The sequence below is a fragment of the Mannheimia bovis genome (assembly GCF_014541205.1).
GTDB lineage: Bacteria > Pseudomonadota > Gammaproteobacteria > Enterobacterales > Pasteurellaceae > Mannheimia > Mannheimia bovis.
Map to the genome: position 1 here is coordinate 1,360,344 of NZ_CP061280.1, position 12,632 is coordinate 1,372,975.

The window sequence follows — 12,632 nt, forward strand, 5'->3', positions numbered from 1 at the left end:
AACAATATGAAACAGGCAAATAGACATAAAAGAATTATTGAGCTGGTTAATCAGCTTGGTTATGTCAGCACGGAAGAGCTGGTGGCTCAGATGGATGTTAGCCCACAAACAATTCGCCGTGATTTAAATGAAATGGCTGAAAATAACCTTATCCGCCGTCATCACGGTGGTGCAGCCGCCCCTTCTAATACCGAAAATAGTGATTATACACACCGCAAGCAATTTTTCTCCCAAGAGAAGAATGCAATTGCTCAGCAAGTCGCAAAACTTATTCCGAACGGAGCATCTGTATTTTTAGATATCGGTACAACATCAGAAGCTGTTGCATTGGCACTACTTTCACATAAAAATTTAAAAGTAGTAACCAATAATCTGAATGCAGCACATATTTTAATGAAAAATCCGGATTGCCAAATTACCGTTGCAGGAGGGAATTTACGAAGCGATGGTGGATTAATTGGCGAAGAAACGGTGCGTTTTATCAATCAATTCCGTTTAGATTTCGGCGTATTAGGCATTAGTGCGGTAGATTTAGACGGCTCAATGCTGGATTATGATTATCACGAAGTACAGGTAAAAAGAGCGTTAATGGAGTGTTCCAGACAGGTTTTACTGGTTACCGATCACTCAAAATTCAGCCGTAATGCGATTGTTCGTTTGGGAAATGTTAAAGAAGTAAATTATTTGTTTACAGATAAGGATTTGCCGTTAGAATTACAAACACATTTAAGTCAATCAGACGTTATCGTTAAAATTTGTAATGAATAAAGGCAGTTTTTTCTCTAAACAAAAATGGACGGCATACGCCCAATTAATGCGGTTCGACAAGCCTATTGGCACATTGTTATTACTTCACCCAACGTTATGGGCGTTATTTGTGGCATCTGACGGAATGCCGCCGCTTTCTATTTTGCTGATTTTTACACTTGGTGTAATTGTAATGCGTGCGGCAGGTTGTGTGATTAATGATTATGCAGATAGAGAGATTGACGGACACGTCAAACGTACTTCGCAACGCCCGCTCGCTACAGGGCGAGTTTCAACGACTGAGGCGAAAATCATTTTTGCGATTTTGTTACTAATGGCATTTGGGCTGGATTTGTTGCTCAACCGTTACGCCTTTTTGCTTTCGTTTGTTGCGGTATTTTTAGCGGTGATTTATCCGTTTATGAAACGCTTTACTCATTTGCCGCAAGTGGTTTTAGGAATGGCGTTTGGCTGGTCAATTCCAATGGCGTTTGGAGCGGTAAGTGAAGCCCTTCCACTTGAATGCTGGTTACTCTTTTTGGCAAATCTCGTCTGGACAGTGGCGTATGATACCCAATATGCAATGGTGGATCGTGATGACGATCTGCGTATTGGGGTAAAATCCACTGCGATTTTGTTCGCACAATATGATAATAAAATCATAGCCTTATTGCAGTTTATTACCTTGATATTATTGACGTTAATCGGCATTGTACAGGCGTATAATATTGGTTATTTCATCGTATTAGCATTAAGTGCAACATTGTTTATCTACCAATGTTGGCTCACTAAAAAACGAGAACGCAGCGAATGCTTCAAAGCCTTTTTAAATAATCACTATTTTGGATTAGGTGTGTTTATTGCAATTTTAGTCGGGATTTATTTCTAGTCAGTGTTGGGGCAATAGTTTGCTCTGATTTGTTTATCTATAAGCGGTTAAATTTAGGGGGAAATTTGCAAATTCCAACTGAAATTTAACCGCTTGTTTTGCGATACATTTGAGCATTTTTCTGCTATAATCGACACAATTTTTTCGATTTTAAATTAGTAGGAATAACAATGTCTGAACAAACTCAACCAACCAGTTATGATTCTTCCAGTATTAAGGTATTACGCGGCTTAGATGCCGTGCGTAAACGCCCTGGAATGTATATTGGCGATACGGACGACGGCACAGGCTTACACCATATGGTGTTTGAAGTTGTGGATAATGCGATTGATGAGGCATTAGCAGGGCATTGTAAAGACATTATTGTGACTATTCACTCCGATAATTCAGTTTCTGTACAAGATGATGGTCGTGGTATTCCTGTTGGTATTCACCCTGAAGAGGGCGTCTCGGCAGCTGAAGTGATTATGACGGTACTTCACGCCGGCGGTAAATTTGACGATAACTCTTATAAAGTATCGGGCGGATTGCACGGTGTAGGGGTATCGGTTGTAAACGCACTTTCTTCCAAATTACAACTTACCATTCGTCGTGAAGGACACGTTCACGAGCAATTTTATAGTCTCGGTGAGCCTGATGCACCGTTAGCGGTAATTGGTAATACTGAAAAAACAGGGACGAGCGTTCGTTTCTGGCCAAGTCTTGATATCTTCAAAAATAAAACCGAATTTGAATACAAAATCTTATCTAAACGCTTGCGTGAATTGTCTTTCCTAAACTCAGGCGTGTCGATCAAATTAATTGATGAGCGTGATGGCAAAGAGGAACATTTCAAATATGAAGGTGGTATCAAAGCCTATGTGGAATATTTGAACGAAGGCAAAACTCACATTCATAATACGCCATTCTACCTTTCAACCGAAAAAGACGGTATTGGTGTTGAAATTTCATTGCAATGGAATGACAGCTACAACGAGAATGTGTACTGTTTTACTAACAATATTCCACAACGTGATGGCGGTACGCACTTAGCCGGTTTCCGTGGTGCTTTAACCCGTGCTTTAAAAAACTATATGGATAACAGCGGTGTGTTGAAAAAAGCCGATGCGAACATTGATGCCTCAGGTGATGATGCACGTGAAGGTTTGGTGGCGGTGATCTCTGTAAAAGTACCGGATCCAAAATTCTCATCACAAACTAAAGATAAATTAGTTTCGTCTGAAGTGCGTGGGGCAGTTGAAAGTTCGATGAACGAAGCCCTAGCCGAATATTTAGCAGAAAATCCGGACGATGCTAAAAATATCGTGACCAAAATTATTGATGCAGCTCGTGCGAGAGAGGCTGCTCGTAAAGCCCGAGAAATGACCCGCCGTAAAGGTGCATTAGATTTAGGCGGTTTACCGGGTAAATTGGCGGACTGTCAGGAAAAAGATCCGGCTTTATCTGAGCTTTACTTGGTGGAGGGGGACTCTGCGGGTGGATCGGCAAAACAAGGTCGTGACCGTAAAAACCAAGCGATTCTGCCGTTAAAAGGTAAAATCCTAAACGTAGAAAAAGCCCGTTTTGATAAAATGCTTTCTTCACAAGAAGTCGCAACCTTGATCACCGCATTAGGCACAGGCATTGGGCGTGATGACTATAATCTTGAAAAATTACGCTACCATAAAATCATTATTATGACCGATGCGGACGTGGATGGTGCACATATTCGTACACTTTTATTGACCTTCTTCTATCGTCAAATGCCTGAGCTAATTGAAAACGGCTATATCTATATCGCACAGCCGCCACTCTATAAAGTGAAAAAAGGTAAACAAGAGCGTTATATTCAAGATAACGATGAAATGTCTCAATATGAAATTGATATCGCACTTGAAGGTGCAGGCTTGTATGTGAGCAATGATGCACCGGCATTAAGTGGTGTGGCGTTGGAAAATCTGATTTCGCAGTACAACAACGTACAGAAATTAATTGAGCGTTTAAGCCGCCGTTACCCAACATTATTGTTAAACGAGTTGATTTATTCACCTGCGTTATCAGCAGAATTTGCAAAAAATCAAGCCAATATGACCGCTTGGAGCGAGCAGTTTGTGGCTAAATTAATGGAAAAAGAAGTGGGTGGTAGTTTCTATCGTGCGGGGACGGTGTTTAATGAAGAGCGCCAAATCTATGAGGCTGAAATTGTGGTAACTACTCACGGTATGGATACAACCTACCGCTTAGATTTCAATTTCATCAGCAGCAATGAATATGCCCGTATTGTCGCATTAGGCAATGAGTTAAATGATTTACTCTCAGATTCTGCCTATGTGGTGCGTGGCGAACGCCGCCAAGAAATCAGCAGTTTTGCAGAGGCTTTGGATTGGTTAGTGAAAGAATCCCGTAAAGGTTTAACCATTCAACGTTATAAAGGGTTAGGTGAGATGAACCCAGAACAGTTATGGGAAACCACGATGGATCCTGTAGCACGCAAAATGTTGCAAGTGAATATTACTGATGCGATTGCCGCTGATAAATTGTTCAGCACGCTAATGGGCGATGAAGTAGAACCTCGTCGAGATTTCATTGAAAGCAATGCGTTATATGCACAGTTAGATATTTAATTTATAAAAAAATCCTCTATTGTAAAATAGAGGATTTTTTAACCGCTTGTAATGAATTAAGCATTCGCTAAAATCACAGCTCTTTTCGGAGCAGGATAACCTTCGATAGTTTTAGTGTGATCGTTCGGATCTAAAAAATCCGCCAAACTTTCATTTTCCAACCAATCGGTTTTTCGTTGTTCTTCGAGGGTAGTTACCGCTTCATCTACGCAACGTACATTTTTAAAGCCCACTTTTTCTAACCAATTAATCAGAGCCGGTACAGAAGGAATGAAATAAACATTTTTCATTTTGGCATAGCGATCAGCTGGCACAAGAACATCATTCACATCGCCATCAATCACTAGGGTTTCCAACACTAACTCTCCGCCTTTTACCAGCTGGGCTTTGAGTTGTGAAAGATGATCAAGTGGCGATTTTCGATGATAAAGTACACCCATTGAAAACACAGTATCAAAAGCCGCAAGCGGTTGCATTTGTTCGATCCCTAGCGGAATGAGATTGGCTCGGCGGTCGTTACCGAGCATTTTTCTCACGGCTTCAAATTGGCAGAGGAAAAGCTCGGTAGGGTCAATTCCTACCACCATTTTTGCACCTTCGCCTACCATTCGCCACATATGATAGCCGCTGCCACAACCAACGTCTAAAATCGTTCTTCCTTCAAGCGGAGATAAATGCGGCAACACACGATCCCATTTAAAATCTGATCGCCATTCAGTGTCGATGTGAATACCGTGTAAGTGGTATGGACCTTTACGCCACGGCATAAGTTGTTTTAAGTGATGGGTAATTTGCTTGATTTCTCCCTCAGATAACGGCTGAGTAGGAATAGATTCCACCTTATCTTTTAAGTTAATACAAGCGGTCGAATTTGGTAAAAAATCTGCAACTTTTGCCCATTTTGCATAATCAGCGTGGGTCGTTTTTTCCCATTGTTTTAATTGCAAGGGTAAGGTTTCAAGCCAAGCAGAGAGGGAAGTGGTTGCAATTTGTTGATAAAAAGGACGGAAGTCGATCATTAGAATTAAACTTGTTATTAGGGAAATCACTCTCTCCCTTTATGGGAGAGAGGTTATAAATTATCTCGCAATCGGATTTACTTTCGCTTTTTGCACCTTGCGGTAAGCGTTGAGTAATTTCTGGTGAGCGATCATATTTTCAAGCGTTTCATCAGAAGCGGTTAAACCATTAAACGGATTACCGCCTTGCACGGCGTTCCAGGCAAATTCTACTGCCTCAACACCATACATTTTCTCAAATACACGGCGGTATTGTTCAGGCTCACGATTTTCATCAAGGAATAACTCAATGGTACTGATTAAACAGCGGTAGTAGTTATTACGTTCTGCGGTGAACACGCTGGCGTTCATATTTGCCGTCCAGTTCGCCCAATCCAATGCTTGCTCTAAGTTGCCAAGTGCTAAGTGAAGCATTGATTTTAGCTCACCGATACGCAAGGTTTGCATCGCTGAACCTTTTTCTGCAACCACTCCGATAAACTCACGCACACGGGTTAAATCATCAATGCTTTGCTCGTCTAGCTCATCTAGTAATTCTTGATAAGTTTCGGTATCGTGATGGAAATGTGGTAAATCTAACAAGATTTCACGCCAATCCATACCCATATTGTTGTTGGCATAAATTAGATCATCGCTTGGGTAAATATTAGACATTCCCGGAGCTAAAATACGGCACGCATACACGCCTAAATGTTCGTAATCCATAATATAGACAGGCTGATTATGTTTGTTGAAAATCGCCATCATACTATTGAATTCTTGTTCGGTTGTGCCTGAGAAATCCCAATGCACAAACGGGTAGTCCGCATCACGTTTGAAAAGATCCCACGAAATTAGACCGCTTGAGTCGATAAAGTGAGTTTCAAGGTTAGCGTGATCAGCCACATCTTCATTATTGAAAGATGGTGGGGCGAACACATCTAAATCTTTTAAGCTACGACCTTGTAATAACTCAGTAACAGTACGCTCAAATGCCACTTGGAAGTTCGGGTGAGCACCAAAAGAGGCGAAGCAAGTCCCGTTGTGTGGGTTCAATAAAATCACACAAATTACCGGGAACTCGCCACCTAAAGAGGCATCGTAGCAAAGAATTGGGAAGCCTTCTTGCTCTAATTTTTCGATAGCGGCTTTGATGGTCGGGTAGCCATCAATCACATCTTGTGGAATTTCAGGTAAGCTGATCGCTTCAGTGATAATGCGGTGTTTCACGAAACGTTCAAACACTTCCGATAAACCCTGTACACGAGCTTCGTTTTTTGTATTACCTGCTGACATACCGTTAGAAACGAATAAGTTGCCGATAATGCTTTGCGGAATGTAAACGGTTTCATTGTCTGATTGACGAACGTAAGGCAAGGTAACGATCCCTCGATCATAATTACCCGATTGTAAATCAACTAATAATTCAGGGGTAAGCTCACCGTTTGGATCAAAATATTCCCAAAGGAAATCGTCCATCATTTCCGGTGGTGGTACATCTTCATCTTCAATCGGGAACCATTTTTCAGTTGGATAATGCACGAAATCAGCATTGGCTAATTCCTCACCTAAATAGAAATCCGCCCAGAAATAGTTGCTGGATAAACGCTCAAAATATTCCCCTAAAGCAGAAGCTAATGCCGCTTTTTTGCTTGCCCCTTTACCGTTAGTAAAACATTGCGGGCAATCTACATCACGAATATGCACCGACCACACATTCGGCACAGGGTTTAACCAAGAGGCTTCTTCAATATTAAAGCCAAGTGTTTTTAATTTATGTTGAAAGGTTGTGATACTGTCCTCAAGTGCAGCATCTTTACCTGTGATAAAAGTTTGTTCAGTCATAATTTACCATTAATTTGCATTAAAAATGGCACTATTCTAGCAAAAAATTATGGAAATGGGGTGATTAATTCTTAAATACTAAAAAGTGAGAATTCTGCACAATAACAAGCGGTTCATTTTGTTTGAAAATTTGCAAAAGCAAATAACAAATAATTAGCTGATTTTCTCTTAAAAATAGCGTAAAATGCCTCCTAAATTTTGTACTATTATAGTAGTGCATTTCTCGAGCAATTAATCATAATAACATTACAAATGGACGCTATTATTCATTTTTTAAGTGCCTTTTTAACGAATATCACTTGGATTGGTGCGTTAGAACTTGGCTTAATTTATGCCCTTGTCGCACTGGGCGTATTAATTTCCTACAAAATTCTTGATTTCCCTGATTTAACGGCGGATGGTAGCTTTCCACTGGGGGGAGCGGTTTGTGTAATTAGCATTTTAAATCAAGTAGATCCTTGGCTGGCAACACTGTATGGCACTTTAGCAGGGGCAATTGCCGGTATGATTACGGCAAGTCTGCATATTGGTTTTAAAATTGAGAAATTGCTTGCCAGCATCTTGATGATGATCGCCCTCTATTCCATTAATTTACGCATTATGGGAATGCCGAACATTGCTATTCTTGGTGAAACCACAATTTATGATGTAATGCCAATCGAAAGTGATCTGCAATTAGCTTTAGTTCGCCTTGTAATGGCATTGCTGGTAGTCGTGATTGTGAAATGTTTGTTTGACCTTTTCTTCGCTACCCAAATCGGTTTAGCGGTGCGAGCCACCGGTACAAACAATCGTATGGCAAAAGCACAGGGCATTGCGGTAAACAAAATGACGATTTTAGGAATGGCGATTTCTAATGCATTAATAGCGTTGGGCGGTGCATTATATGTGCAGAGCAATGGCGGGGTGGATATTTCTATCGGTGTCGGCACTATTGTTATCGGCTTGGCGGCGGTGATTATCGGCGAGGCAATTTTCTCGGTTAAACGGATTATCTGGCTCACTTTTGCCGTGATTATTGGTTCGGTGCTTTACCGTTTCTTCATTGCTCTTGCGTTAAATAATGATACTTTAAATGGCATTGGCTTTGGTCCACAAGATCTTAACTTAATCACGGCGTTATTGGTTGTGATTGTGTTGGCAGTGCCGAGAATTAAGCAGATATTGGCAGGTAAGAGAGGTTAAAATGATCGAATTACATAACTTATTCATTACCTTCAATAAAGGCACAGCGATTGAAAACCCTGTACTGCGAGGCTTATCGCTAAAAGTAGAACAAGGCGAATTTGTGTCTGTAATTGGCAGCAACGGGGCTGGTAAATCGACAATGCTCAATGCGATTAGTGGCGACTGCTTAGTTGATAGCGGCGAGATTATTATTCAAGGCAATAAAGTCAATAACACCACAACGTGGCAGAGAGCAAATCAAGTTGCTCGAGTATTCCAAGACCCAATGGCTGGCACCTGCGAAAGTTTAACTATTGAAGAAAATATGGCGTTGGCGTATCAGCGTGGTAGCAAGCGAGGCTTGGGCTTTGCGATTAAACGCCAAATGCGAGAGCTGTTCAAGGAAAAACTTTCGCTGCTTGGTTTAGGTTTGGAAAATCGTCTCACCGACCAAATGGGAAGATTATCAGGCGGACAACGCCAAGCTGTAAGCCTTTTAATGGCATCGCTTCAGCCTTCCAATATTTTATTACTCGATGAACACACCGCAGCCCTTGATCCTAAAACCACTGATTTTGTGATGGAGCTAACGAATAAAATTGTTCGAGAGCAAAAATTAACTACGCTAATGGTAACGCACTCAATGCGACAAGCGTTAGATTACGGTGATAGAACTGTAATGCTTCATCAAGGGCAAGTGGCTTTTGATGTTTCGGGAGAACAGCGTAAGCAAATGGACGTGCCGGATTTACTACGACTATTCCAACAAAATCGCCACGAACAACTTAGCGATGATGGATTACTGTTAGGAAATTAATTTTTCGATATAGATCGGAAAAATGGAATTCTCTTTTTGTTAAATATGTTGAAATCTTCAATAATATTCTCAAAAGGAGAATTGCTATGTTAAGTATCTTTAAAAGACCTGTAGAAAGAGAAACCTTAGATGATTGGGCGAAGATTTCGGTTGATGTAGCCAAAGTTGCGATTTTAGCAATTCCTGTTATACTCTTTGGGAACGAGCCGACGTTAGCTAAGCTAATTAATTCTACATTATTAGTATTAAGCATTTATATTTTCTTAACGCTCGGTAGAAAATTACGGCAACTAAAGGAGATTTTGTGATGGAATTAGGCTGGAACTTAACCATAGGCTTACTAATCTTAAATCTATTTGCATTTAGTTGGCTCTATGTAATTAATAAAATTTCTAAAGAACAATTATCTAAAAAGCACTAATTTTTTACTTTTACAAGCGGTTGAATTTACAAAAAAATTTGCAAATTCAACCGCTTACTTATTTTCAATGACAAAATACGACGATAAAATTCTCCACGCCTTTAGTGATGATGGCTTACTTAGCCAAAATATCAACGGCTTTCGCCCTCGCAAAGCCCAGCTTGAAATGGCACAAGCGGTTGGAAAAGCGGTAAAATTTGCAACACCTGTGGTAGTAGAAGCCGGAACAGGAACGGGTAAAACCTTTGCTTATTTAGTGCCTGCACTGCTTTCAGGTAAGAAAACCATTGTATCTACAGGCTCAAAAAATCTACAAGATCAGCTATTTAATCGAGATCTTCCCACCATTCAAAAAGCTCTTAAATATAAAGGTAAAATTGCCCTACTTAAAGGTAGGGTGAACTATCTCTGCTTAGAACGATTAGAGCAAGTTACTGCAATGGGTGTATTGGGCGATAAATCTGTGTTGGCGGATTTGAAAAAAGTCAGCAAATGGCAAAATTCCACCAAAACAGGGGATTTAAGCGAATGTATTACCATTGCTGAAGATAGCCCAATTTTACCGCAGTTAGTAAGTACAACGGAAAGCTGTTTAGGTTCGGATTGTCCGTATTTTAAAGATTGCTATGTCGTGCAAGCTCGCCGTAAAGCGATGGAGGCTGATGTGGTTGTAGTTAATCATCACCTGTTTTGTGCCGATATGGCGGTAAAAGAAACCGGCTTTGGGGAGCTGATCCCTGAAGCTGAATTAGTGATCTTCGATGAAGCTCATCAACTTCCCGATATCGCCAGTCAATACTTCGGGCAATCTCTCTCTTCTCGTCAATTATTTGATATTTGCAAAGATACCAACATTGTTTACCGTACGGAATTAAAGGATGTGGCACAGTTGGGGAAAGCTTCCGATCATCTTATGAAAGTTGTGCAAGATTTCCGTTTATTAATGGGCGGAGAAGGGCAAATTAGAGGGAATTTGCGTGATCTGTTTCGGGATAAAAAAGTGGTTGATGGCTTGGTAAAAGTAGCTGAAAACATTGATTTTTTAAGTGAGGTGGTGAAAAAATCACTCGGTCGTTCGGAAACATTAGACAAAATTTTTGAGCGATTGGCGGAGGTAAAAATTCGTCTTAAAAAATTGATGGACACAACAGTAACAGGCTATTGCTATTGGTATGAAGCAAATGGGCGATCTTTTGGTTTACACATCACGCCATTGACGGTAGCGGATAAGTTTGGCGAGCAATTGAAAAATCAGCAAATTGGTTGGGTGTTTACTTCAGCAACCCTCGAAGTAGGCGGCACATTTGAGCATTTCTGCCAACGATTAGGCATTGAAAATGCTGAACAGTTAGTGTTACAAAGCCCTTTTGATTATCAAAACCAGTCATTACTTTGCGTGCCTCGTTATTTACCTGATACTAATAAAGCTCATACATTAACTGCATTAGGGCAGTTATTAAAACCTGTGATTGAAGCGAACAAAGGGCGTTGCTTTTTACTTTGTACTTCATATTATATGATGCGAGGTTTGGCGGATTTCTTACGGGAACATAGCTCGCTCAATGTGCTGTTACAAGGCGAAACAGGAAAAAGTCGTTTATTGGAACAATTTGTGAAAGAAGAAAATTCAGTGCTGGTAGCAACCCAAAGTTTCTGGGAGGGGATTGACGTGCGAGGTGATGACCTTTCCCTTGTGATTATTGATAAATTGCCGTTTACTTCGCCTGATGAACCTTTACTCAAAGCCCGAATGGAAGACTGCAAATTACAAGGGGGCGATCCTTTCAATGATATTCAAATTCCGGAAGCAGTGATTACACTTAAACAAGGTGTTGGGCGTTTAATTCGAGATGTAACAGACAGAGGGGTGGTAATCATCTGCGATTCTCGTCTGGTAATGCGTAATTATGGGCAAACGTTTTTGAAAAGTTTACCGCCCTCAAAAAGAACAAGAGATTTGGAGTCGGTTATTCAATTTCTAAAAGTATAATATAATATGCAAGCGGTCGAATTCTTACAAAGTTTTGCAAATTATGGATAAAAAAGTACCGCTTGTTCGGAGGTTATATGTTATCAAAAGTGTTTAAGATTTTAGCATCATTAGCATTGCTATTTGTAATGCTCTATTTAGGGAAGCTCATTGCCTTTCTTTTCCCTATTGGCATTCCGGACAGTATTTTAGGTATGCTAATTTTATTTGGTTGTTTGGTAATAGGGATTGTTAAGGTAGAATGGGTTATGCCAAGTGCTAGACCGCTAACTCGCTATATGACTTTATTTTTCTTGCCGATTTGTGCTGAATTAATTGAACATTTGGATTTGTTTAGTGAAAATTTTAACACTTTTGTCTTATCTACTGCATTAAGTACCTTAGTTTCTATTGTGATTATCGGATTATTTGCTCAATGGCTATTTCATCGAGGTAGAAACTAAATGATTTATCTCTATTCTATTTTGACATTGGTGATTTTTATCGTTGGGATAAAAATCAGTCAAAAACTTGCTATCAATCTGCTCAATCCATTCTTAATTGCCCTGACATTAATTATTGGCGTTATTGTCATTTTTAATATTCCTTATCACGACTATTACAAAGGCAATGCACCTTTGAATAATTTACTAGGTGTTTCAGTAGTTGCACTTGCTTGCCCGTTTTATGAACAGTTACCTCAGATCCGTAAAAAATGGCGGCAAATTATGGTTGTTCTACTGTTTAGTACGCTTGTTACGATGCTGACCGGTGTTGGATTTGCCCTTCTGTTTGGTGCGAGTCAAGATATTTTGGCTGCGGTGTTACCTAAATCAGTCTCAATGCCAATGGCGATCATCATCACTAATGAAATTGATGGTAATGTGGGTATTGCGGCGGTTGGGGTGATGATCGCAGGCTTAGTGGGTTCTATTTTAGGTTTTATGTTGTTACGTTTTATCAAAGTACGAAATATTATGGCAATAGGATTAAGTATGGGGGCAGCCTCACACGCATTAGGCACAGGTCGGTGCTTAGAACATAGTATGAAAGCAGGGAGTTATAGTTCTATTGCATTAGTTGCTTGTGGGGTACTATCTTCTATTTTAGCCCCTCTAGTATTTAAAATGGCGGTAATGTTTTTCTACTAAGATAGATTATATATTAGGCAGAATA

11 protein-coding genes are annotated in these 12,632 nt (G+C 40.2%); 9 read left to right on the top strand and 2 right to left on the bottom strand.

Annotated elements, in window-relative coordinates; all coding sequences use genetic code 11:
* Window positions 1-6 precede the first annotated feature (6 nt).
* From ICJ55_RS06740 to gyrB, 3 genes are all read left to right on the top strand, one after another.
* Window positions 7-768: a DeoR/GlpR family transcriptional regulator gene (locus ICJ55_RS06740; RefSeq protein ID WP_188156115.1), complete on the top strand. Its 762-nt coding sequence runs from the start codon at window positions 7-9 to the stop codon at window positions 766-768.
* Window positions 761-1,636 (top strand): 4-hydroxybenzoate octaprenyltransferase, encoded by an 876-nt coding sequence (gene ubiA / locus ICJ55_RS06745; protein WP_188156116.1) that lies wholly within the window; start codon window positions 761-763, stop codon window positions 1,634-1,636. Before ICJ55_RS06740 ends, ubiA begins: the two co-directional genes overlap by 8 nt.
* A gap of 170 nt (window positions 1,637-1,806) precedes the next feature.
* Window positions 1,807-4,239, top strand: coding sequence for a DNA topoisomerase (ATP-hydrolyzing) subunit B (gene gyrB / locus ICJ55_RS06750; protein WP_188156117.1), 2,433 nt, complete (start codon window positions 1,807-1,809; stop codon window positions 4,237-4,239).
* A gap of 56 nt (window positions 4,240-4,295) precedes the next feature.
* Here gyrB and cmoB read toward each other — a convergent pair whose 3' ends face one another.
* Both cmoB and ycaO read right to left on the bottom strand, forming a co-directional pair.
* A complete protein-coding gene (cmoB, locus tag ICJ55_RS06755) occupies window positions 4,296-5,258 on the bottom strand; it encodes a tRNA 5-methoxyuridine(34)/uridine 5-oxyacetic acid(34) synthase CmoB (RefSeq protein WP_188156118.1) in 963 nt (320 codons plus the stop codon).
* 60 nt (window positions 5,259-5,318) lie between these two features.
* A complete protein-coding gene (gene ycaO, locus ICJ55_RS06760) occupies window positions 5,319-7,082 on the bottom strand; it encodes a 30S ribosomal protein S12 methylthiotransferase accessory factor YcaO (protein ID WP_188156119.1) in 1,764 nt (587 codons plus the stop codon).
* 252 nt (window positions 7,083-7,334) lie between these two features.
* Between ycaO and ICJ55_RS06765 the strand changes: the two genes are divergently transcribed.
* From ICJ55_RS06765 to ICJ55_RS06790, 6 genes are all read left to right on the top strand, one after another.
* Window positions 7,335-8,267, top strand: a complete 933-nt coding sequence (locus tag ICJ55_RS06765) for an ABC transporter permease (RefSeq protein WP_188156120.1) — start codon at window positions 7,335-7,337, stop codon at window positions 8,265-8,267.
* 1 nt (window position 8,268) lies between these two features.
* The gene (locus ICJ55_RS06770) at window positions 8,269-9,066 is read left to right on the top strand and encodes an ABC transporter ATP-binding protein (RefSeq protein WP_188156121.1); all 798 of its coding nucleotides are present in this window, start codon (window positions 8,269-8,271) and stop codon (window positions 9,064-9,066) included.
* Between the two features lie 86 nt (window positions 9,067-9,152).
* On the top strand, window positions 9,153-9,374 hold the full coding sequence (locus ICJ55_RS06775) for a hypothetical protein (protein WP_188156122.1): 222 nt from the start codon (window positions 9,153-9,155) through the stop codon (window positions 9,372-9,374).
* 180 nt (window positions 9,375-9,554) lie between these two features.
* Window positions 9,555-11,477: a DNA repair helicase YoaA gene (gene yoaA / locus ICJ55_RS06780; protein ID WP_188156123.1), complete on the top strand. Its 1,923-nt coding sequence runs from the start codon at window positions 9,555-9,557 to the stop codon at window positions 11,475-11,477.
* Window positions 11,478-11,554: 77 nt separating this feature from the next.
* Complete coding sequence (locus ICJ55_RS06785) at window positions 11,555-11,920, top strand: CidA/LrgA family protein (RefSeq protein ID WP_025247608.1); 366 nt, start codon at window positions 11,555-11,557, stop codon at window positions 11,918-11,920.
* Window positions 11,921-12,607: an LrgB family protein gene (locus ICJ55_RS06790; protein WP_025236149.1), complete on the top strand. Its 687-nt coding sequence runs from the start codon at window positions 11,921-11,923 to the stop codon at window positions 12,605-12,607.
* Window positions 12,608-12,632: the final 25 nt, after the last annotated feature.